Genomic DNA, 22,186 nt, shown 5'->3' on the forward strand with positions numbered 1-22,186 from the left:
ATATGAATAAAATATATCCCAAAATAATTATAGGAAGTGGAGGAACAGGTGGTCATATATATCCAGGAATTGCTATTGCTAAAGCAATTAAAAGAAAAATTCCAGAATCTAATATATTATTTATTGGATCAAAATATCATATGGAGATGAATGAAATTCCTAAATTTGGTTTTTCTATTAAAGAAATTTATTTATCTGGAGGAAGAAATAAATTATCTTCTATATCATCAGGATTTGTTCTTTTAATACAGTTGATACGGAGTTTTTTTTTGTTAAATAAAATTATCAAAAAATTTTCTCCTAATTTGGTAATAGGGACAGGTGGTTTTGTTAGTTTTCCGACTTTATTAGCTGCAATAAATAATAAAATTCCTATCTTGATTCAAGAACAAAATTCTTATCCTGGATTAACAAATAGAATATTTTCACGTTATGCAAATAAAATTTGTATTGCTTATGAACAAGCAAAAAAATTTTTTCCGAAAAAAAAAACTATTCTAACTGGAAATCCAGTTCGTTCTGAAATTATTAACAATCCTAGCAAGGAATTAGCCTGCAATTATCTTGGATTAAATAAGGAAAAACCTGTTATTTTATCTTTAGGTGGAAGTAAAGGTTCTGATAACATAAATAATGTGTGGATTAGAGGAGGATTAAAAAAACTAATTAATTTAGATATTCAACTTATTTGGCAAATTGGAAATTTTAATCCTCGTAAGATAAAAAGAAGTGAATTCTATCATCCAAATTTTATATTTATGAATTTTATTGAAAATATTTCTATTTGTTATGCAGCTGCAGATGTTATTATTTCTAGAGCTGGAGCTTTAACTATATCTGAAATTTGTATAATTAGAAAACCTACTATATTAGTTCCATTGAATAATTCTTCGGATAATCATCAAAATAATAATGCTAAGATATTAGAAGAAAAAAAAGCTATTTTAATTGTTAAAGAAGAGGATATACAAGATAAATTATTAGATTCAATAATTCAATTAATAAATGATATTAATTTAAAAAATAAAATGGTAAAAAATATGTTGCATTTAAGTATGCCTAATGCTACAAATGATATTATTCATGAAATTTTACAAATTATATCATTTTATGAATTTAAATAAAATAAATTTTTTTTATTTTCTAGGAATAGGAGGAATAGGAATGAGTTCTTTAGCTAGATACTTTAATTACATGGGAAAAATAGTTCATGGTCATGAAAAAAATGAAACTATTCTTACAAAAAAATTAGAACATGAAGGAATAATTGTAAATTATTGCGATAATGTAGAAATGATTCCAAATTGGATTAGTTCTGAACAATGTTTAATTATTTATACTCCAGCTATTCCAATTAGTAATAAACAATGGATTTATTTAAATAACCATGGAAAAAATATAAAAAAGAGATCCCAAGTATTGGCATTAATTACCCAAAATAATATTTGTATTGCTATAGGTGGAACTCATGGAAAAACTACTACTTGTAGTTTATTAGGTCATATTTTATATAGTTCTGGAATGAAAATTACAGCTTTTATTGGAGGGATATCAAAAAATTATCAATCAAATTTTTTTTCCAATGGTAAAAAAATTTTCTTAGTAGAAGCTGATGAATTTGATCATTCTTTTTTATATTTATCTCCTAATATAACTTGTATTACTTCTATAGATCAAGATCATGTAGAAATTTATCCTAATAAAGAATTTTTAAAAAATTCTTATATAAATTTTTTAGAAAAAACTAAAAAACCATATAAAAAAATATTTTTATGTAAAGAAGATACATTATCATCAAAAGATGCTATTTATTATTCAACAACAGAAAAAGATAATTATTATTCAGATAATCTTTCAATAAAAAATCATAAATGGTACTTTGATTTCCATACTCCTAAAGAAAATTGGAAATCTTTAGTATTACCTATTCCAGGAGAACATAATTTAAAAAATGTAACAGCTGCATTAGCTATCTCCGATTATTTAAAAATAAATCAAGATAAAGTTAGAAAAGCACTTTTATTATTTAAAGGAATTGAAAGAAGATATTCTATTCATTACAAATCTGATAAAAAAGTATATATAGATGATTATGCTCATCATCCAACTGAGATTAATGCATTAATTAAAACCATTAAAAAATGTTTTCCTAAAAAAAGAATATTGGGGATATTTCAACCACATTTATTTAGTAGAACTAAATTTTTTGAATTTTTTTTTATAAAAAGTTTAGAAAAATTAGATTTTCTAATTTTATTAGAAATTTATCCAGCTAGAGAATCCCCCAAAGATTATAATAATATTAGCTCAAAAATTTTATTAGATAAAATAAAAATGATTTCTGAAAAAAATAAAATAATTTCTTCATTATCAAATGTTGTGGAAGTCATTGATAAAAACGAATTAAACTTTGATATTATTCTTACAATAGGAGCGGGAGATATAGATACTTTAATTAATCCAATAAAAAATTTGCTATATAAGAAATATGGATAAAAATAGGGAAAAATTATTTACTTTTATTTCATTATTATATTTAATATTAATAATATTTTTTGTTTCTTTTTCTCAAAAAGAACATCAAAATAGATGTATAAAAAAATTAAAAATTTTTTTATACTCAAAAAACATACATAATAATAATTATAATAATAAAGTTAGAAATATTGTAAAAAAATTTTTATTTTCTAAAAATAAAAAAGTGAAAAAAAAAATTGGCCAATTGTGTATATTAGAAATAGAAAAATATTTAAATAAATTACCTTTTGTAAAAAGATCAGAAGTATTTATTAGTATAAATGGAGTTTTGAATATTAAGATTTATAATAATGAACAAAAAGAACCAATTTTTAACTTAAATAAAAAAAAATACCAAGCTATTTCAGTAATGATTTTTGATAAAAATGTTTAAAATTCACAATTTTCTAGTTATTAAATATCAATTATTCGTAAGTTCGAAAAATATAAAGATAAATTTATTATGGAATATCAAGATATAGCTATTGGTCTAGATGTGGGGACCACAAAGATTGTAGCTATGGTGGGAAGGAGAAATGAATATAATAAGATTGAAATTCTTGGAATAGGAAAATCTAAAAGTATAGGTGTGCATAGAGGTGTAGTAAATAATATAACTCAAACAATTGATGCTATTCGAGAATCTGTTTCTGAAGCTGAACATAGTTCAGGATTAAAAATAAAAGAAGTTATTGTTGGAATAGCGGGTCAACATATTAGAAGTTTACAACACAATGATTATATTACTCGTTCAGATTTTGAAAATGTTATCAATCAAAAAGATATACAGAAATTGATCGATCAAGTTCATAAATTAGTTATGCTACCTGGAGAAGAAATTATTCATGTTCTGCCTCAAGAATATAAAGTGGATAGTCAATCAGAAATAGGAGAACCTATCGGAATGTATGGTAGTCGTTTAGAAGCAAATTTTCATGTAGTTGTTGGACAAATATCATCTATTAGAAATATTGGACGATGTGTTAAAGCTGCAGGATTAAATTTAGCTGGAATCACTTTAGAACCTATAGCGTCTGCAGAAGCAGTATTAAATAAGGAAGAAAGAGAAGCTGGAGTAGCTTTAGTAGATATAGGGGGAGGTACGACTGATGTCGCTATATTTAAAGATAATATAATCCGTCATACTGCTGTAATTCCTTTTGGAGGAAATGTGATTACTGAAAAAATAAAAACAGAATGTTTAATCATTGAGAGACAAGCAGAATTATTGAAAATAAAATTTGGATCTGCATGGCCTGGAGAAAATAAAGATACAGAAATTGTTTGTATTCCTGGATTAAGAGGTAGAGAACCTAAAGAAATATCTTTAAAAAGTCTTTCTCAAATTATTCATGCAAAAGTTTGTGAAATTTTAGAACATGTTAATATAGAAATTAATAATTATGGAAATGAAGAACATAAAAAAAGATTAATAGCAGGATTAGTTATGACTGGAGGAGGTTCTCAATTAAAACATATACGACCTTTAACAGAATATATTACAGATATGGATGTCAGAATAGGATATTCTAATGAACATATAGCAGGAGGTGAAAATGGTTTTATAAGTAATCCAGAATATGCGACATCTATTGGATTAGTGATTAAAGGACTTGACGATAAGAAAAAATATTTATGTACACCAGATATAGTATATAATAATATAGAAAAAAATAATGAATTATTCTCTACTAAATTTTATAATAAAAATAAAATTAATCATTTTCCATATGAAAAAAAATCATCTCATTCAAATTCATTAGATGATTCTTCAATAAGAGATAACAAAAAAAAATCTAAATCTTTTTTAGAAATTTGGGCAGAGAAATTTCGTCAAATATTAAATGATACAGAATAAATGAGAAAAGAAGATTTACAACATAATAATAATAAAATCCATTTTGGATTTACTAATAAGCGTTCAGCTGCAATTAAAGTAATTGGCGTAGGTGGTGGAGGAAGTAATGCTTTAAGTTATATGTTTGAACAAGGAATTAATGGTGTAGATTTTATAGCGTGTAATACTGATGCACAAGCATTAAACAATAATCCAGTTCCTATAAAGATTCAATTAGGAGCTTCTATAACAGAAGGTTTAGGTGCAGGAGCAGATCCAGAGGTAGGTGAAAAGGCTGCATTAGAAAGTTTAGAAGAAATAAAAAGTGTTTTAGATTCTAATACTAAAATGACCTTTATTACTGCTGGTATGGGAGGTGGAACAGGTACAGGTGCTGCTCCAGTTATTGCGGGAATTTCTAAAGAAAAAGGTATTTTAACAGTTGGAATAGTAACTATTCCATTTCATTTTGAAGGGAAGATGAGACTTAAACAGGCTCAAAAAGGAATAGAATCATTAAGAAAAAATGTAGATTCTTTAATTGTTATTAATAATGATAAATTAAGAGAATTATATGGAAATCTTGGATTTAAAGCAGGATTTGCAAAAGCAGATGAAGTTTTAACTACTGCAGCTAAGGGAATAGCAGAAGTTATTACTCATCATTATAAACAAAATATAGATCTGAGAGATACAAGAACAGTATTAAAAGAAAGTGGAACTGCGGTAATGGGATCATCTGTATCTGTTGGCGAAAATAGAGCTAAAGAAGCTGTAATTCAAGCTTTGGATTCTCCATTATTAAATGATAACAAAATTACTGGAGCTAAAAATGTTCTTCTTCTGATTGTTTCTGGTAGAATTGAAATTACTATAGATGAAATAGGAGTTATCAGTGATTATATCCAATCAGAAGCAGGAAATAATGCAAATATTATTATGGGAATAGGAGAAGATGAAAAATTAGAAGAAAGTATTTCAGTTACTATAGTAGCTACTGGCTTTCCTACTGAAATACAAAGAATTATTAATCAAGAAGAAAAAAAAATTTTTCATAGATTAGAAGAACCTTATGAAAAAAAAATACCTGATAGAGATGGAATGACAAACTTTCCTAATCGACAAAAAGATTCATTGTTTTCTATAACAAAATATAATACAGATAAATTAAAAAATAAAACTACAACTAGTAAAGATTTTTCTTTAAGAAAAAATATATTTGATAATTCTATTAAATCAAAATCATCTTCTTCTAAGGAAAAAAAAAGATATTATTTAGAAGATGATTTTGATTTTCCTATATCTTCTTCTACTAATTCTAATAATAAAAAAAAAAATAAAAATTTTCCAGTAGGGGGGGGGCATGAAACTGAAAAATAAAAAATATTTTCAGTTTCATGTTTTTTTATGATTTATGAAATATTTTCTACCAAAAGGTACTAGAGATTTTAGTACAAATGAATTAATAAAAAGAAATTTTATAATTAAAATTATTCAGAAAAATTTTAAACTTTTTGGATTCTATCCTCTAGAAACTAGTTCTTTTGAAAAAAAATCTACTCTTGATGGAAAATATGGAGAAGAAGGTGAATCCTTGATATTTAAATTACTACATTCAGGAGATACTTTAAAAAAAGGATTATCAAATTTTTTGAATAAAATTAATAATGATAAAATAAAAAATTTATCATTATTAACCAATTTTTTTTCTAATAAAGCATTAAGATATGATTTAACTGTTCCTTTAGTAAGGTATATAGTTATGAATAAAAATAAAATAATTTTTCCTTTTAGGAGATATCAAATGCAACCAGTATGGAGAGCTGAAAATCCTCAAAAAGGAAGATTTAGAGAATTTTTTCAATGTGATGCAGATATTATATCATCATTTATTTCTTTATGGGATGAAATAGAACTTATTAAGCTTTGTGATTTTATATTTAATGAATTAAATCTTCCGGTTATAATTTATATTAATCATATAGAAATTTTGAAAGGATTAGTTAAAATATATGGAATAAAAGAAAGTTTATGGAAAGATTTTATTATATCATTAGATAAATGGAAAAAAATTGGAAAAAATTTAGTTAAGAAAGAAATGTTACAGAAAGGAATTTCTATAACATCTTTTGAAAGAATATCAGATCTTTTAGAAAAAGAAAAAAATTTTTTGGAAATAAAAAATTTTTTAACATCGAAATTTAAATCTATTAAAAATAAAATAGGAGAAAAAAGTATTAAAGATTTAAGTATAGTATATGAAACTATAAAAAATATTTCTTTAAAAAAAATCAAAATAGAATGGAGTCTTTCTTTAGCCAGAGGAATAAATTATTATACAGGAATTATATGGGAAATAGTACCAATTAATAATAAAAATACAAAATATTCATATTCAATTGGAGGAGGAGGAAGATACAGTAGATTAACCAAATTATTTGGAATGGAAAATATTTCAGGTTTAGGATTATCATTTGGATTGGATAGAATTTATTTAACTATGGAAAAAGAAAATTTATTTAAAAATTCTATTTTTTTTCCTTCAAAAATTTTATTCATTAATTTTGGTTATGAAGAATCTTTATATACATATAAATTGATGAATATTTTAAGAGAAAAAGGAATATCCAATCAATTATATCCTAATAACATAAAAATTCATAAACAATTTAAATATGCTAATGATAATAAAATTCCATTTGCCATTATAATAGGAAAAAATGAAATAATCAATAATAAAATTAAGATAAAAAATCTAAAAACTAGAATAGAAAAAGAATATAATGATATCAATGATTTAATTAAATATATCAATATGTATTAGTTGAACATAATAAAATTTGATAAATTATATATCTATACTATAAACTAAATAATAATCGCCTATTTTTCTATAAAATGCAGAAAATTTTATACTACAAGAATTTTTTAATATCCAACATGATATAGGAAAATTTTTTTGAATACAAAAAGGAGAAACTTTATAATTTTTTAAAAAATTATAAAAAATTCCTCCTGTTAATTTGTACAAACTTTCTTTTATACCCCATATAATGTATAAATAATCTATTTCATTATTTAATTTTTTTTGAATAAAAATATTTTCGTCATTTCTAATGAATTTATTTTTTATTTTTAAAATTTTATTATCATATCTAAATTTTTCTATATCTATTCCTATATGATGATAACTAATAGCTATGGCCATTTTATCATAGGAATGACTTAATGAAATTATATTTTTTTTTTTCTTATATAAGAAAATTTTTTTTTTTTTATCATAAAAAACATTCACTTTTATGCCCAAATATTTTAGAGCGTAACGTACCCCTAAAAATTCTTTTTTTTTCTTTTTGGAAGATAAAGAAAAAAAGAATTTTTTTTCTTTATTTGTTAACTCTATTTTTTCAAAAAAAAAATTATCTAATAATTTTTTCCATTTTAAAACTATAATTTTTGTATGTATTTTATTAAATTCTAAATTCTTCATAAAAAGAAACAATATTAAACAAAATAATGAAAAAAAAAATTGAGAAAATATTAGAAACTATTACATTAAATAATAAAAATATCATAGAATTAAATCTTTTAAAAAAAATAGATTTATTATCTGAAAAAATTATTATTCATTTGATATCTCCTAATCCTACTATGCATATAAAGAATAAACTAATAAAAAATATTACTAATTCTATAAAAAATAAAATAAATACGAATAAAAATATTTATATAAAATTTCATCATAATATAAATTCAAGAAAAGAATCTTTAAAAATAAAAAAAATCATCGCTATAGCATCTGGAAAAGGTGGTGTAGGAAAATCAACAATAGCTTCTAATATATCTGTTACTTTAGCAAATATGGGATTTAATGTAGGATTATTAGATTCAGATATTTATGGACCATCTATTCCGTTAATGTTTAACATTAAAATTAACGATATTTCTATTTTACATAATAAAAATGGAACATTTAATCCTATCATTAGTCATGGAGTAAAAATATTATCCATAGGTTTTTTTTCTGGATATGGAAAGGCAATAGTTTGGAGAGGCCCTATGGTAACTAAAGCTTTAATTCAATTTATTTATGATACTAATTGGGGAAAATTAGATTTTTTAATTATCGATTTACCTCCCGGAACAGGAGATATTCATTTATCTCTTTTACAAGAATTTTTATTAAATGGTATAGTTATAGTAAGCACCTCTCAAAAAGTAGCTATATCTGATGTTATAAGAACTATAGAAATGTTTCGAATTGAATCGATTCATGTTCCAATATTAGGAATTATTGAAAATATGTCTTTTTTTATAACAAACAATAATATACATGATAAAAAAATACATTTCTTATTTGGAAAAAATAATATTAAAAAATTGTCTAAAAAAATGAATTTATTTTTTTTAGGAGAAATTCCTTTTTTACAAGAAATACAAATATTTTCTGATTTTGGAAAACCGGCTATTATAGAAAATAATACGGTAAAAGATATTTTTATAAAAATTACAAAAAATATTTTAGATCAAATTAAAAATAAAAAATAGTCTATTTTTTTATTGAAAATTATTATTTAATGATAAAAATCATCAATTATTTCTACTTCTCTTGATAAATAGATTCCAAATTTTTTTTTTATATCAAAAATAATTTTTTCTGATATATAAAATATATCCATTCCACTAGCTAGTCCATAATTTAATAGAATAATTGGATTTTTTTCAGATATTCCTACATCACCAATTCTAATCCCCTTCCATCCAGTATATTCTATTAAATGACTAGCAGATATTTTAATTTCATTTTTATTATTATATATTGGATATCCAATGATATTAGGGTGATTTATTTTTAATTTTTTAAAATGATATTTTTTTATGATTGGATTCATAAAAAAACTTCCAGCATTTCCTATTTTTTTTGGATGTGGAATTTTTTTATTTCTCATAGAGAGAATAATTTTTATTATATCATTAGAATTAGGTTTTTTAATATTTAGTAAATTTAATTCTTTTTGAAGAGCTAAATAAGATAAATTATACTTATGATACTTTTTTTTTCTTAATATAAAGAAAACAGATAAAACTATATATTTATTTTTAGAAAAATTTTTTTTAAAAAAAGAGTTTCTATATCCAAATTCACATTTTATATTCGAAAATTCGATAATTTTTTTACTTTTTATTTCATAAACTCTGACTTTTAGTAAAATATCTTTAATTTCGCTTCCATATGCTCCAATATTTTGGATCGGAGCTACTCCTACTGTTCCAGGAATAAATGATAAATTTTCTAAACCATTAAATTCATTTTTTATAGTCCATTTTACAAGATCATCCCAATTTTCTCCACAATTAGCTTTAATAATTACCTGAAATTTATTTTCATAAACAATTTTTATCCCTTTTATTTCCATCTTAATAACTAATCCTGGATAATATTCTTTTAAAAAAAGAATATTACTTCCATTCCCTAAAATCATTTTAGGAATGGATTTATATATATGAAAAATTTTTTTAAAATCATTTATACTTTTTACTATTGTAAAATAACGAGTATAAGTATTTATTCCGAATGTGTTAAATTTTTTTAGAGAGTAGTATTTCTCAATAATCATAAATAAAATAAAAGAATTAAATTTTGTTTGTAAATATTGTATTGATTAAATTTATTTAGAAAATATAAAAAAATTATTTTGTCTATTATGAAAAAAAGTAATAATTTATTTTTAGGTATTATTATTGGGACTATAGCTGGATTTATTATGGGAATAATGTTTTATCAAAAAAAAGAAAAAAAAATAAATAAAATGTTTAATCAAAAAACAAAAAAATTAAAAGAAAATTTACAAAATCTTAGTAAAGAAATTTGTAAAAAAATTAATGAAATAAAATCAGATTTTGAAAATAAATGGAAAAATAATGATATAAATAAAATCAATCAAAATCAAGATACCGTTGAAGATGAATTAGGTACTTGATTATAGTATGTTTTTTTTGATTAAACATTTTATTTATCATCATTGGAATAAATTAAGAAATAAATTAATTAAAATATTTATTTCTATAATGATTGAAATAATTATTAATTTTTTATTAATAATGTTATTTTGTATTACTTTATTTTTTGGATGTTTATCATTGTCATTTTTTATATCTTTTTATTTTAAAGATTATTTTATTGGATTTAGTATTGTTACTCTATTATTTTTATTTTTTTTTCTTTTTTTATTTTTTCTTGGTAAGAGAATTATCCGTTTTATTGTAAATGTTTTTTTAAAAAAATATAAAATTATTGAAAAATAATAAAAATATAATGGAAATGAAAAATATTATTTATGGAATAAATCCGTTAATAGAAGCTATTAGATCCAACAAAAATATTGATAAAATATTTTTCCTTAAAGGAAATAAACAATTGTCAAGATCATACAAAGAATTAATAAAATTTTCTAAAAATAAAAACAAATATATTCCAGTTCATATTGTTTCAAAGCAAAATTTTTCTTTCATAAAAGAAAAAAATCACCAAGGTGTATTCGCTATAATTTCTCCTATAAGAATTTTTCAAATAAAAAATCTTTTACCAGTTTTATGCAAAAAAAAAAATCCAATTGTTATTATTTTAGATAGAATTACAGATGTAAAAAATTTTGGAGCAATTGTACGAACTTCAGTTTGTGCTGGAGTCGATGCGGTTATTTTACCTAATAAAAATACAGTTAAAATTGGACCTGATTCTATAAAAACTTCTTCAGGAGCTTTATTTCATATTCCAATTTGTAAAGAAAAAAATATAGAAAATACTATTAATTTATTAATTAAATATGGATTTAAAATATTTTCTGCTACAGAAAAATCTAATTTAGATTGGAATAATGCAAATTTTTTAGGTCCTATTGTATTAATTTTAGGAAACGAAAAAAATGGAATATATACTAAATATCTAAAAATGTCTGATTACACTATAAAAATTCCATCATTTAAAAATAATTTTTTATCTTTAAACGTATCTGTAGCTTGTGGAATTATTTTATATGAAATATTAAGACAAAGAAATTTTTTTCCTTAAAAAAATTCACTTTTAAATTGTTTTAAAAAACGAATATCATTATTAAAATATAATCTAATATCTTTAATTCCGTAAAGTATTAATGCTATACGTTCAATTCCCAATCCAAAAGCAAATCCAGAATAATTTTTAGGATCTATATTTACATTTTCTAATACTTTTGGATCTATAATTCCACAACCCATAATTTCCAACCATTTTTTATCATAATATATATCTACTTCAGCGCTAGGTTCTGTAAAAGGAAAATAAGAAGAACGAAATCTTATTTTTGTTTTTCCAAAAATTGAATTTATCAAATAATAAATGATTGTTTTCAAGTGAGAAAAAGAAACATTTTGATCAATATAAAATCCTTCTGCTTGATGAAACATATAATTAGAATGAGAAGAAATCGTTTCATTTCTATATACTTTTCCTATGGATAAAACTCGAAAAGGAGGACAATTATTTTCCATATATCGTATTTGTATAGATGAAGTATGAGTCCGTAATAAAATATCTTTTTTTTTAGATAAAAAAAAAGTGTCTTGCATGTCTCTAGATGGATGTAATAAAGGTATATTTAAAGCTGTAAAATTATGCCAATCATCTTCAATTTCGTATCCATCTACATAAGTGAATCCAATATTAGAAAGAATATTTATTATTCTATTTTTTAGGATAGAAATAGGATGTATTGATCCTATTTCTATAGTTGTTCCTGGAACAGTATAATCGAATTTTTCATTTTTTTCATTTTCTTTTAATAAATAATTACTTTCATCAAGTTTTTCTTGTATTTGACATTTTAATCCATTAATAATTTTTCCAAACTCTTTTCTTCTATATATAGGGATTTTTTTTATTTTTTTTAGCAGGATTGTAATAATTCCTTTTTTTCTACTAAAAAATTTTATCTTAAATTTTTTTAAATCATCGAGAGTTTTTGGATGAAAATATTTTATTTCTTTTCTGATTTTATTGATTGTTTCATTATTATTTAATAAATTTTTTTCGTTTATCATGTGATTACATAACTAAATTTAAAGTAAAATAAATAATTTTTTATAAAAATTATTTATTTAGTTTATTGAATTTCATAAAAATTTAATTTTAATTAACATAAATTTTTTTCATAACAATTGTATTATATAAATCATGACATTTTTAGATATAATTATATTAATTTTAATATTATTAGGAGGTAATAATGGATATAAAAAAGGATTAGTATCGCAACTTTTTGTATCCATGATTTTTATAATATTTTTTTATAAAGGAATTTATATAATGATTTTAATAAATAAAATATTCAATGAATTTTATTCTTCTATAAAAGAATATAAATATTTTCTAATGTTTGCTCCTTTATTAATTTCATTTATTTTTATAATTTTTTCGGTATTTATATTAGAAAATATAATACAATTTTTTATAAAAATAACATTTATGAAACCAATTGATAGATTAGGTGGTTTCATATTTGGCATTATAAAATATTTTTTATATATATCTATTTATATATTCTTTTTAAAAAAAATAAATAAAGAAATTAAGATTATCCCTAATTATTTTTTCAATAGTTTTTTGGAAAAAAAATTAATCTATTTTTTAGATAGAGATGGATCACTATTTAAAATAATTATTAATAAATTTCGAGAAATTTATTTTATTATCGATATGTTAATCGAATGATGATAAAAAATTTTTTTCTATAAAAATATCAATCATAATCAAGTAAATATTATATAATAAATTCAATTATACGGATTTATAAAAAAATTACCTATTTAATTTTTTATTTTGATAATTTTAAAAACGTATTGATTATATAATGAAATAATACTTTTTATATATTTTGTAATTTTTTTTGATTCTGAAAGGATATTTAACATTAAAAATGTGTTTTTTGTTCCATATTTATTTTTACTAATACCTATTAATTGTTCATTCATTTGAATTTCAATATTTTCTATAATATGATTACTCATTTTATTTAAAAAAAAATCCAATTTTTTGTAAAAATCATTATTATTATTAATATTTTTTATAGAATTAAAATATTTAATTATCATATTATTAAGCATTAAAAGATTATTTTTTTGTTTATTACGTAAAGGTTTATGGCTATTTATAACGTGAAATAAGGTATAATTAGTTATAACATCTAAAGATTTCATTATTTCTTTTATTGTATTATACATATGGAAATAAAATATTCCATAATTTTTATCATTTTTATGAATAATTCGAATTACTTGAATTAAAGAATTATCTATTCCTGTAAAATTATTTATTAATTCAAGTAATTTATTTCTATTATTCTTTAATTTTTTTAAATCCTCATTAATGATTCCTTCTATGGAATTTCTATAAATAATTTTTGTAGATTCTATTTTAGGATTTAAAATATTTAAAATTATATTAATAGTATTTTCTATATCAATATTTGATATATCGAAAAAAAATTTATTTTCTTCAAATTTCCTAAATTCTATTTTAGAATAATTTTTATAACTTCTATAAAAAAGAAAAAAAATTAAAAAAAATAAAAATAATAGAGCCCATGATTTAAAAAAATATAAAAAACTCGCTATTATCCCAGCCATCATAAAAGCTATTAATCCAGTTAATAACCATCCTCTTATAACATTTAATACCCCGGATACTCTATATACCGCACTTTCTCTATCCCATGCTCTATCCGTTAATGAAGTTCCCATCGCCACCATAAAAGTTACAAAAGTAGTAGATAATGGAATTTTATTTACTGTAGCAATAGATATTAATACACTAGATATCGTTAAATTAGCCGAAGCTCTTACTAAATCAAATGCTTCATTTTTTTCTATTATTATGTTTGTTTTTCTAAAATTCTTTTCTGTATATGCAAAAATTTTTTTTGGAAAAAAATTTTTAAAAATATTACCTAAATATATGAAAAAACGGACAATCCATCTAGAGAAAGAATTCGATAAAAATTTTTCTGGTCCTTCGTTTTGTCTGCTTAAATTTATTTCTGTACTAGTAATATTATTAGTTCTTTTAGAAAACCATAATGTTAATATCATAATAATACTAGAAATCATTAAAATACCATATGGTACTGGTACATTATTTCCAGACAAATTTTTCATAATAAATTCTTCTGCTGGTTTTCCTATTCCTTCTTTTTTCCATATATCATATGATTGAATTCCAGCTATAGGAATACCTATAAAGTTTACTAAATCATTTCCTGAAAATGCCATTGCAAGTGCGAAAGTTCCATATAATACTACAAATTTTAAAGTGTTAAATCCTAATGATATAAATATTTTTGCTACACCCCCCCATATTAAACACAATCCAATTAAAAATGTAAAAAAATTATGATTAATCCAGCTAATTAAATATGTAATAAATGTAGTAATTTTTATAAAAAATGATCCTCTTATAGTATTCTGTAATCCTCTGATTATAAGAAAATATGTCATACTACTTAATGAAATAGCTGTCCATATAACGCCTATATCTTTTAATTTATTTTTGTAATTAAAACTAAATAAAGAACGAATAAAATAATGAATAACAGCTCCTGAAATAAATGAAATGATAATTGATAAAAAAATTCCTATACTAATATTTAGTATATTATAAATTTTAATATATTGAATAATATAATGAAACGGTTTATTATTTAATAATATTTTTATAGTTGCAATACTAAAAGAACCTCCTAATAAACAAAATACCATGGATACTGTAGTAGAAGTCGGTAATCCTAATGTATTAAAAATATCTAATAAAATAATATCAGATATCATAACTGCTAAAAAAATAAAAATAATATCTGAAAAGTAAAAATAAGAAGGATTAAATATTCCTTTTCTTGCTATATCCATCATTCCACTAGAAAGAATTGATCCTAAAATAATTCCTATACTAGCAAATATCATTATGGTAGTCCTAGAAGATACTTTAGATCCAATAGCAGAATTTAAAAAATTTACTGCATCATTGATTAAACCTACAATAAGATCAAATACTGATAAAATAAAAAGAATTATTATAACTGAAGGATAAAAAAATTCCATAGTAAGTAAAAAAATTGTTTATTCATACATTTATACTAGTATTAAAACGTATAACAATTCATTTTTTTTTTTTTAAAAACTCTTTTACTAAATTTTCTACTGAAAAATTAGGATTTTCAATGAAAATATTATCCAGTAATTGTTTTGATTCTTTAGAATAAAATCCAAGAACATTTAAAGCGTTTAAAGCTTCTTTTTTGACATGATCATTAAGTATTTTTTTTTCTTTTTCGGCTTTATAATATTTATTAATTTTATCTTTTAATTCAATAACAATTTTTTGAGCTATTTTATTTCCAATCCCTTTAACATTTTTAAATGTTATTATATTTTCTTCATATATCGATTTCTCTATTTCATACGGGGTTAAAGATGATAATAATAAAATAGCTAAATTTGGACCAACTCCATTTACAGAAATTAGATATAAAAATATTTTTCTTTCTTTTTTATCAAAAAAACCATATAATATTTGTTGATTTTCTCTTATAAATAAATAAGTGTAAATTAGTACCTCTTTTTCTTCATTTTTTAATAGATAATAAGTATATAAAGATATATTAATTTTATATCCTACTCCCCAACAATCTACTATTAGATTCGATTTATTTTTTTCAATTATTTTTCCTCTTAAATGCGTTATCACGATATTTATTTTTTCCTAAAAAAAATTTGTATGGGAACTCCTTTAAAGTCAAAATGATAACGTATTTTATTTTCTATAAATCTTTTATATGATTCTTTTATAGATTTAGGAAAATTTGAAAAAAATACGAATTTTGGATTATATGAAGATAATTGAGTACAATATTTAATTTTTATAAACTTATTTTTATTATATTTTCTGATAGATGGAGGTGGATTTTCTCGAAAAATAGGTAACATAATTTTATTTAAGATATTGGTTTTCAATTTCTTTTTACTATATTTCAAAATTTTAAAAGCTATAGGAATAATTTTTGTTATATTATATTTATTTTTTGCAGATATAAATAATATTGGAACATTCAACGGATAAATTTTTTTTCTAATAAAAATTTCATATTTTTTTTTAAAGTTATTTGTTTCATAAAACAAATCCCATTTATTTACAAGAATTATAATTCCCTTATTATTTTTTTTAATTATGTTTAAAATATTCATATCATGTTTTCGCCACCCTATTTCTACATCAATCATTAATAAACAAATATCTATAGATTCTATAGTATTTATGGCTCTTGTCATTGAATAAAATTCAATATTGTCTTTTGATTTTTTTCTTATTATACCTGGAGTATCTATTAAAATACATTCATATTTTAATTTTTTATAGATTACTTCTAAACTATCTCTAGTAGTTCCGGGGATATCAGTAACAATATGATGATTTTTATTTATTAATGAATTTATTAATGTAGATTTTCCAGTATTAGGACGCCCTACTATTGAAATTTTTGGTATTTTTTCTAAATTATATTTTTTAGTTATTTTAATAGATTTTTTCAAAATTTTTACCAAACGATCCAATAATTCTCCAGTTCCACTGCCATTAATAGCGGATATATAATGATAGTCATTAAACCCTAAACAAAAAAAATCAATATCAAAATCGGAAATGGCATGATCAACTTTATTTATAACTAAAAGTATTGGTTTTTTACATTTTCTGATAGAATTTGCTAGTTCTATATCGGATGATAATAATCCTGTTGTTATATCTATTAAAAATAAAATTATATCAGATTTGTCTATAGATTCAAAAATTTTACTATTTATTTCTTGTTGAATAAAATCATTAGACATAGTATAACCTCCTGTATCTAATACAGAAAATTTTATTCCATTCCATTCAGAATAACCGAAAATACTATCTCTAGTTATTCCACTATACTTATGGACAATCGCCTTTCTATTTCCTACAAAGCGATTGAATAAAGTAGATTTTCCCACATTAGGGCGTCCTACAATAGATACAGTATAATTCATACTGAAAAATTATTTACAAATTTAGATTTTTTTTATTAGTTTAAATATTTAATTATTCTATTCAAATTACATTGAATATTTTTTTTCAGTAGAAAAAATATAAAAAAATGCGTATAGATATTATTAGTTTGGTTCCTAAATTTTTTTTGAGTCCTTTTTCTAATTCAATCATTAAAAAAGCTATTGATAAAGGATTAGTTGATATTAATATTCATGACTTACGAAAGTATGGTATAGGTAAACGTAAAAAAGTAGATGATTATCCATATGGAGGAGGATGTGGAATGGTTATTAAAATTGAACCGGTGTATCAATGTTTTTCTGAATTATTAGAAAAAATAAATTATGATGAAATTATTTTTATGACTCCTGATGGAAATCCATTTACACAAGAATATGCTAATCAATTATCTTTTAAAAAAAATATAATTATTCTTTGTGGACGTTATAAAGGAGTTGATCAAAGAATCAGAGATCATTTAATTTCTAAAGAAATATCTATAGGAAATTATATTATCTCAGGTGGTGAATTAGCGGCAGCAGTAGTAATAGAATCTATAGTTAGATTAATACCAGGAGTTATCCAAAATAAACAATCTATTTTAATGGATTCTTTTCAAAAAGATCCTAGTTTTATTTCCCCTCCCATTTATACACGTCCAGTAAATTATAAAGGATGGGAGGTGCCTAAAATATTATTATCTGGAAATCATAAAAAAATAAAAGACTGGGAAAATAAACAAATTAAAAAGAAAAAATTGGATTTTTAGATGATTTTTTTAATTTTATTTTACTATTTTAATTTATTTATTACATATAGTTACCTATACTGAATTAATGCTTTATTAGAATCAATTACTTAAAGGTTAAATATTTTATAAGCTTATTTATTATATAAAAAAATATACTTTTCAAAAAGTAAATGTTTCAAACTTATATTATTATACTTTTTTTTAAAAAAAATTCATATTTAAAAAAAATTCATATATTATATGGGCTATCGAATAACATCCTATATAATTTTTTCTTAATTGATTATACCCAATTTTAACAAAAAAAACATTTTTTATATTTTTTATATATTTACTATGAATGAAAAATATTTCTAATTCATATGAATCAAAAAAAAAATAATCCTTCAGAAGGATATACAGCAGATAGCATTCAATCTCTAGAAGGAATAGAACATGTCAGAATGAGACCATCCATGTATATTGGTGATGTTGGTTTAAGAGGTTTACATCATTTAGCATATGAAGTAATTGATAATTCTGTTGATGAATCTTTAGCTGGATTTTGCAATAAAATATGGGTAAATATCCATAAAAATGGATTCATAACGATATCTGATAACGGTCGTGGAATTCCCGTAGAAATTCATAAAAAAGAAAAAAAATCAGCTCTTGAAGTGGTTATGACTAAAATTGGAGCAGGAGGAAAATTTGATAAAAATTCTTATAAAGTTTCTGGTGGATTACATGGAGTAGGAGTTTCTTGTGTCAATGCTCTTTCTAGTACATTGATAGTTACTGTATATCGTAATGGAAATATTTATCAACAAAAATATATTAGAGGAAAACCTGTGGATTCTGTTAAATGTTTAGGAAATACTGAAATGATAGGAACTAAAATCCATTATATTGCTGATAATACAATTTTCAGATCTATTGAATATAATCATGAAATGATAGCTAATCGTTTGAATGAATTAGCTTATTTAAATAAAGGATTACATTTATTTTTAAGAAATGAAAAAAATAATATAAATAAACATTTTTTTTCTAAAAATGGATTAAGAGAATATATTACTATTTTAAATAAGAATCATGAATCACTAATTAAAGATATTATTTTTATTGAAGGGAAAATAGACAATACAATTGTAGAAATTGCTATGTTATATAACACTTCTTTTAAAGAGATAATATATTCTTACGTTAATAATATAAATACATTTGAAGGAGGAACACATGTATCTGGATTTCGAAGAGCTTTAACTAGAACTTTCAAAAAATATATAGAGACATATGGAATAAATTCTAAAGATAAATTAGAATTTACAGGAGAAGATTTTAGGGAAGGAATTATAGCTCTAATATCTATTAGAGTAATGAATCCTCAATTTGAAGGACAAACTAAAACTAAATTAAGTAATCATGAGGTAGGTGGAATTGTAGAAAAAATAACAGGAGAAATTCTAAATAGTTATTTAGAAGAGCATCCTAGTGATAGAAAAAAAATTATTGATAAAATAATTTTATCATCTAAATCACGTCAGGCAGCTAAAAAAGCAAGAGAATTAATACAAAAACAAAATCCATCGATTATTAGTAGTGGAGGTATTTTACCAGGTAAATTAGCCGATTGTTCTTTTCATGATCCAAAAAAATGTGAAATTTATTTAGTAGAAGGCGATTCAGCTGGAGGAACGGCTAAACAGGGTAGAGATCGAAATTTTCAAGCAATTTTACCATTAAGAGGTAAAATACTTAATGTAGAGAAAGCTGTACAATATAAGATATTGGAAAATGAGGAAATAAAAAATATATTTACATCTTTGGGAATTACTATTGATGTCAATGATAATTCTGTTTTAAATATAGATAAATTAAGATATAATAAAATTATTATTATGACAGATGCTGATATAGATGGTAGTCATATTTCTACATTAATATTAACATTATTTTTTAGATATATGAAACCTTTAATAGAAAAAGGCCATATTTATATCGCTACTCCCCCCCTTTATTCAATACGTAAAGGTTCTAATTCGCGTTATGCTTGGAATAATGAAGAAAGAAATTTAATAATTAATCAATTTGGAGGTAGAAAATTTGTAATAGTGCAACGTTATAAAGGTTTAGGTGAAATGAATTCTGAACAACTTTGGGAAACTACTATGAATCCAAAAAAAAGAACTCTTAGAAAAATTCAAATAGAAAATCTTGAATATGCCAATAAAATATTTTCTATACTTATGGGATATGAAGTCCCTCCTCGTAGAGATTTCATAGAAAAATATGCAATTATGGCTAAACTAGATGTTTAGTTTAGTATCATTAGTATAAAATGAATTACATTCAATCTATTTTATTGGGATTTATTGAAGGAATTACTGAATTTTTTCCGATTTCTTCTACAGGACATATGATTGTTGCTGCATCAATAATGGGGATATTAAAAAATAGAATAACTAATTTTTTTCTAGTTTCTGTTCAATTTGGATCAATTTTATCTATTGTTTTTTTGTATGGTAAAAAAATTTTCTATAAAAAAATAGATTTTTATATAAAAATTTTTTTAGCTAGTTTTCCAGTAGGAATTTTGGGGTTAATTTTTTATAAAAAAATAAATATACTTTTAAATCAACCATTTATAGTATATTTATCACTTATCATAGGAGGGATAATTATATTAAAATGTGAAAATTTTTACAAAAAAAATTTTTATAAAGAAAGAAATAAAATTACTTATTATAGAGCATTTATTATTGGATTGTTTCAGTGTATATCTTTAATACCTGGTATATCTAGAAGTGCTACAACTATTACTGCTGGACTTTTACAAAAAATAGATAGAAAAGATTCCATTGAATTTTCATTTTTTTTATCTATACCAGTTATTAGTTTTGCAACTTTAAAAAAGTTATTGGACTATAAAATTATTCAGTCAGAATATTTATATAAAGATTTAAAATTATTATTATTAGGAAATATAGTATCATTTGTGACATCTATTACTGCTATTAAATATTTGATGAAATATTTAAAAAAAAATGATTTTAATTTATTTGGTTATTATAGAATTATTATTGGATTTTTATTGATGATTATACATTATTATTATAATATTTAAAAGTAAAAAAATACAAATAAAATAAAATCATTTGAATTTATCGAATTGATATAAGGTAAAATATTGTTTATAGATAAACCTTGGAAATAAACTTTTTTCCGAATAATAAAAAAAATTCTGCTGAAAAATTTATAAGAGAAATGGATAAAATTCCACATTTATTTTCTGCTTTAAAAAAAATAGAAAAAATAAATATGCTAGAAGTGAAAAAAAATAAAAATAATATCTATGAAATATACATTTCGTATATAAAATTTTTCATAGAAGGTGGAAATGGTACGTATATTATATCTATAGCCAATTGGAAGTCTTTTAAATAGCAATAATGCCTATATTATATCGATAGTATAGGCATTTTTTTCTATAAAAAATCGATTGATGATTTGATTTAGATAAAATTTATTAATTATCTAATTAATTATCATATTATTTAACTGTTTTTTTTAATTAAACAATATTATATTTTTTATACCATTCATTAAATCTATTATTAGACTCTTCTGGAGTTAAAGCCCCCTTTTTAACTCCTTCTAATAAATGTTTTTTCAATAAAATTCCATTTTTAGAAAAAATGGATCTTACTGTATTTGTAGGTTGTGCTCCCTTCATAAGCCATGAAATAGAATTTTCTATATTGATAATAGTTGATCTAGGATCTGTATTAGGATTATATGTCCCTAATTTTTCAATAAACTTTCCATCTCTAGGGGATCTCGAATCTGTTACTACTATATTATAGATAGGATTATGTTTTTTTCCAATTCGTTTTAAACGTATTTTAACCATATTTTCTATTTTATTTTATGATAAATTTTATTAAGAATTTTAATGAAAAAAATTCCTTTGAAATTATAAATATATTAAATATATTTTGAT

The 22,186-nt window shown here is 22.0% G+C and carries 22 protein-coding genes; 15 read left to right on the forward strand and 7 right to left on the reverse strand.

The annotated features are described in order from the left end of the window. The first annotated feature begins 2 nt into the window (after positions 1 to 2). From murG to hisS, 6 genes are all read left to right on the forward strand, one after another. Positions 3 to 1,124, forward strand: a complete 1,122-nt coding sequence (gene murG, locus H0H58_RS01155; RefSeq protein ID WP_185865214.1) for an undecaprenyldiphospho-muramoylpentapeptide beta-N-acetylglucosaminyltransferase — start codon at positions 3 to 5, stop codon at positions 1,122 to 1,124. After that, positions 1,111 to 2,496 carry a UDP-N-acetylmuramate--L-alanine ligase gene (gene murC, locus H0H58_RS01160; protein ID WP_185865215.1) on the forward strand — a complete coding sequence of 462 codons (1,386 nt, stop codon included), beginning with the start codon at positions 1,111 to 1,113 and terminating at the stop codon, positions 2,494 to 2,496. Before murG ends, murC begins: the two co-directional genes overlap by 14 nt. Beyond that, complete coding sequence (locus H0H58_RS01165) at positions 2,489 to 2,911, forward strand: hypothetical protein (protein ID WP_185865216.1); 423 nt, start codon at positions 2,489 to 2,491, stop codon at positions 2,909 to 2,911. The genes murC and H0H58_RS01165 overlap by 8 nt, the downstream gene beginning before the upstream one ends. A gap of 69 nt (positions 2,912 to 2,980) precedes the next feature. Continuing rightward, entirely contained in the window at positions 2,981 to 4,375 is a 1,395-nt protein-coding gene (gene ftsA, locus H0H58_RS01170) for a cell division protein FtsA (RefSeq protein ID WP_185865217.1), read from the forward strand. Then, a complete protein-coding gene (ftsZ, locus tag H0H58_RS01175) occupies positions 4,376 to 5,734 on the forward strand; it encodes a cell division protein FtsZ (RefSeq protein ID WP_185865218.1) in 1,359 nt (452 codons plus the stop codon). 34 nt (positions 5,735 to 5,768) lie between these two features. Then, on the forward strand, positions 5,769 to 7,178 hold the full coding sequence (gene hisS, locus H0H58_RS01180; protein WP_185865219.1) for a histidine--tRNA ligase: 1,410 nt from the start codon (positions 5,769 to 5,771) through the stop codon (positions 7,176 to 7,178). Positions 7,179 to 7,202: 24 nt separating this feature from the next. Here hisS and H0H58_RS01185 read toward each other — a convergent pair whose 3' ends face one another. Then, positions 7,203 to 7,844 (reverse strand): 4'-phosphopantetheinyl transferase family protein, encoded by a 642-nt coding sequence (locus tag H0H58_RS01185; RefSeq protein ID WP_185865220.1) that lies wholly within the window; start codon positions 7,842 to 7,844, stop codon positions 7,203 to 7,205. 26 nt (positions 7,845 to 7,870) lie between these two features. Here H0H58_RS01185 and H0H58_RS01190 point away from each other — a divergent pair, with 26 nt between their 5' ends. Then, the gene (locus H0H58_RS01190) at positions 7,871 to 8,902 is read left to right on the forward strand and encodes an Mrp/NBP35 family ATP-binding protein (RefSeq protein WP_185865221.1); all 1,032 of its coding nucleotides are present in this window, start codon (positions 7,871 to 7,873) and stop codon (positions 8,900 to 8,902) included. A gap of 26 nt (positions 8,903 to 8,928) precedes the next feature. Here H0H58_RS01190 and murB read toward each other — a convergent pair whose 3' ends face one another. Continuing rightward, complete coding sequence (gene murB / locus H0H58_RS01195) at positions 8,929 to 9,972, reverse strand: UDP-N-acetylmuramate dehydrogenase (protein WP_185865222.1); 1,044 nt, start codon at positions 9,970 to 9,972, stop codon at positions 8,929 to 8,931. Positions 9,973 to 10,059: 87 nt separating this feature from the next. Here murB and H0H58_RS01200 point away from each other — a divergent pair, with 87 nt between their 5' ends. The 3 genes from H0H58_RS01200 to rlmB are packed head-to-tail and all read left to right on the forward strand — an operon-like array spanning position 10,060 to position 11,426. Continuing rightward, positions 10,060 to 10,335, forward strand: a complete 276-nt coding sequence (locus tag H0H58_RS01200) for a YtxH domain-containing protein (protein ID WP_185865223.1) — start codon at positions 10,060 to 10,062, stop codon at positions 10,333 to 10,335. A 7-nt stretch (positions 10,336 to 10,342) separates the two neighbouring features. Then, positions 10,343 to 10,660, forward strand: a complete 318-nt coding sequence (locus tag H0H58_RS01205) for a hypothetical protein (RefSeq protein ID WP_185865224.1) — start codon at positions 10,343 to 10,345, stop codon at positions 10,658 to 10,660. A 16-nt stretch (positions 10,661 to 10,676) separates the two neighbouring features. Further along, on the forward strand, positions 10,677 to 11,426 hold the full coding sequence (rlmB, locus tag H0H58_RS01210) for a 23S rRNA (guanosine(2251)-2'-O)-methyltransferase RlmB (protein WP_185865225.1): 750 nt from the start codon (positions 10,677 to 10,679) through the stop codon (positions 11,424 to 11,426). Here the strand turns inward: rlmB and pheS are convergent. After that, positions 11,423 to 12,433 carry a phenylalanine--tRNA ligase subunit alpha gene (gene pheS, locus H0H58_RS01215; RefSeq protein WP_185865226.1) on the reverse strand — a complete coding sequence of 337 codons (1,011 nt, stop codon included), beginning with the start codon at positions 12,431 to 12,433 and terminating at the stop codon, positions 11,423 to 11,425. The two genes, rlmB and pheS, sit on opposite strands and share 4 nt — an antisense overlap. Positions 12,434 to 12,566: 133 nt before the next feature. On the opposite strand from pheS, the gene H0H58_RS01220 reads away from it, so the two are divergent. Beyond that, the gene (locus tag H0H58_RS01220) at positions 12,567 to 13,103 is read left to right on the forward strand and encodes a CvpA family protein (protein ID WP_185865227.1); all 537 of its coding nucleotides are present in this window, start codon (positions 12,567 to 12,569) and stop codon (positions 13,101 to 13,103) included. A gap of 95 nt (positions 13,104 to 13,198) precedes the next feature. Here H0H58_RS01220 and H0H58_RS01225 read toward each other — a convergent pair whose 3' ends face one another. Genes H0H58_RS01225 through der form a run of 3 tightly spaced genes read right to left on the reverse strand, consistent with a single transcriptional unit; the run spans position 13,199 to position 17,452 of the window. Then, positions 13,199 to 15,484, reverse strand: coding sequence for an inorganic phosphate transporter (locus tag H0H58_RS01225; protein WP_185865228.1), 2,286 nt, complete (start codon positions 15,482 to 15,484; stop codon positions 13,199 to 13,201). Positions 15,485 to 15,542: 58 nt separating this feature from the next. Then, positions 15,543 to 16,130: a Holliday junction branch migration protein RuvA gene (gene ruvA, locus H0H58_RS01230; protein ID WP_185865229.1), complete on the reverse strand. Its 588-nt coding sequence runs from the start codon at positions 16,128 to 16,130 to the stop codon at positions 15,543 to 15,545. Positions 16,131 to 16,135: 5 nt separating this feature from the next. After that, a complete protein-coding gene (der, locus tag H0H58_RS01235; RefSeq protein WP_185865230.1) occupies positions 16,136 to 17,452 on the reverse strand; it encodes a ribosome biogenesis GTPase Der in 1,317 nt (438 codons plus the stop codon). A gap of 107 nt (positions 17,453 to 17,559) precedes the next feature. Between der and trmD the strand changes: the two genes are divergently transcribed. From trmD to H0H58_RS01255, 4 genes are all read left to right on the forward strand, one after another. Next, positions 17,560 to 18,222 carry a tRNA (guanosine(37)-N1)-methyltransferase TrmD gene (gene trmD, locus H0H58_RS01240; RefSeq protein ID WP_185865231.1) on the forward strand — a complete coding sequence of 221 codons (663 nt, stop codon included), beginning with the start codon at positions 17,560 to 17,562 and terminating at the stop codon, positions 18,220 to 18,222. Between the two features lie 344 nt (positions 18,223 to 18,566). After that, the gene (locus H0H58_RS01245) at positions 18,567 to 20,504 is read left to right on the forward strand and encodes a DNA topoisomerase subunit B (RefSeq protein ID WP_185865232.1); all 1,938 of its coding nucleotides are present in this window, start codon (positions 18,567 to 18,569) and stop codon (positions 20,502 to 20,504) included. 20 nt (positions 20,505 to 20,524) lie between these two features. Further along, complete coding sequence (locus tag H0H58_RS01250; RefSeq protein WP_185865233.1) at positions 20,525 to 21,310, forward strand: undecaprenyl-diphosphate phosphatase; 786 nt, start codon at positions 20,525 to 20,527, stop codon at positions 21,308 to 21,310. Between the two features lie 80 nt (positions 21,311 to 21,390). After that, on the forward strand, positions 21,391 to 21,630 hold the full coding sequence (locus H0H58_RS01255; RefSeq protein ID WP_185865234.1) for a hypothetical protein: 240 nt from the start codon (positions 21,391 to 21,393) through the stop codon (positions 21,628 to 21,630). A gap of 127 nt (positions 21,631 to 21,757) precedes the next feature. Here the strand turns inward: H0H58_RS01255 and rpsP are convergent, their stop codons facing one another. Further along, positions 21,758 to 22,096 carry a 30S ribosomal protein S16 gene (rpsP, locus tag H0H58_RS01260; RefSeq protein ID WP_185865235.1) on the reverse strand — a complete coding sequence of 113 codons (339 nt, stop codon included), beginning with the start codon at positions 22,094 to 22,096 and terminating at the stop codon, positions 21,758 to 21,760. Positions 22,097 to 22,186: the final 90 nt, after the last annotated feature.

Origin of the sequence: Blattabacterium cuenoti (genome assembly GCF_014251775.1) — a bacterium.
In the GTDB taxonomy this organism is placed as follows: Bacteria; Bacteroidota; Bacteroidia; order Flavobacteriales; family Blattabacteriaceae; genus Blattabacterium; species Blattabacterium cuenoti_H.

Coding starts and splice junctions, on each gene's coding strand:
- murG (WP_185865214.1), top strand. CDS start 3: ATGAATAAAATATATCCCAAAATAATTATAGGAAGTGGAGGAACAGGT.
- murC (WP_185865215.1), top strand. CDS start 1,111: ATGAATTTAAATAAAATAAATTTTTTTTATTTTCTAGGAATAGGAGGA.
- H0H58_RS01165 (WP_185865216.1), top strand. CDS start 2,489: ATGGATAAAAATAGGGAAAAATTATTTACTTTTATTTCATTATTATAT.
- ftsA (WP_185865217.1), top strand. CDS start 2,981: ATGGAATATCAAGATATAGCTATTGGTCTAGATGTGGGGACCACAAAG.
- ftsZ (WP_185865218.1), top strand. CDS start 4,376: ATGAGAAAAGAAGATTTACAACATAATAATAATAAAATCCATTTTGGA.
- hisS (WP_185865219.1), top strand. CDS start 5,769: ATGAAATATTTTCTACCAAAAGGTACTAGAGATTTTAGTACAAATGAA.
- H0H58_RS01185 (WP_185865220.1), bottom strand. CDS start 7,844: ATGAAGAATTTAGAATTTAATAAAATACATACAAAAATTATAGTTTTA.
- H0H58_RS01190 (WP_185865221.1), top strand. CDS start 7,871: ATGAAAAAAAAAATTGAGAAAATATTAGAAACTATTACATTAAATAAT.
- murB (WP_185865222.1), bottom strand. CDS start 9,972: ATGATTATTGAGAAATACTACTCTCTAAAAAAATTTAACACATTCGGA.
- H0H58_RS01200 (WP_185865223.1), top strand. CDS start 10,060: ATGAAAAAAAGTAATAATTTATTTTTAGGTATTATTATTGGGACTATA.
- H0H58_RS01205 (WP_185865224.1), top strand. CDS start 10,343: ATGTTTTTTTTGATTAAACATTTTATTTATCATCATTGGAATAAATTA.
- rlmB (WP_185865225.1), top strand. CDS start 10,677: ATGAAAAATATTATTTATGGAATAAATCCGTTAATAGAAGCTATTAGA.
- pheS (WP_185865226.1), bottom strand. CDS start 12,433: ATGATAAACGAAAAAAATTTATTAAATAATAATGAAACAATCAATAAA.
- H0H58_RS01220 (WP_185865227.1), top strand. CDS start 12,567: ATGACATTTTTAGATATAATTATATTAATTTTAATATTATTAGGAGGT.
- H0H58_RS01225 (WP_185865228.1), bottom strand. CDS start 15,484: ATGGAATTTTTTTATCCTTCAGTTATAATAATTCTTTTTATTTTATCA.
- der (WP_185865230.1), bottom strand. CDS start 17,452: ATGAATTATACTGTATCTATTGTAGGACGCCCTAATGTGGGAAAATCT.
- trmD (WP_185865231.1), top strand. CDS start 17,560: ATGCGTATAGATATTATTAGTTTGGTTCCTAAATTTTTTTTGAGTCCT.
- H0H58_RS01245 (WP_185865232.1), top strand. CDS start 18,567: ATGAATCAAAAAAAAAATAATCCTTCAGAAGGATATACAGCAGATAGC.
- H0H58_RS01250 (WP_185865233.1), top strand. CDS start 20,525: ATGAATTACATTCAATCTATTTTATTGGGATTTATTGAAGGAATTACT.
- rpsP (WP_185865235.1), bottom strand. CDS start 22,096: ATGGTTAAAATACGTTTAAAACGAATTGGAAAAAAACATAATCCTATC.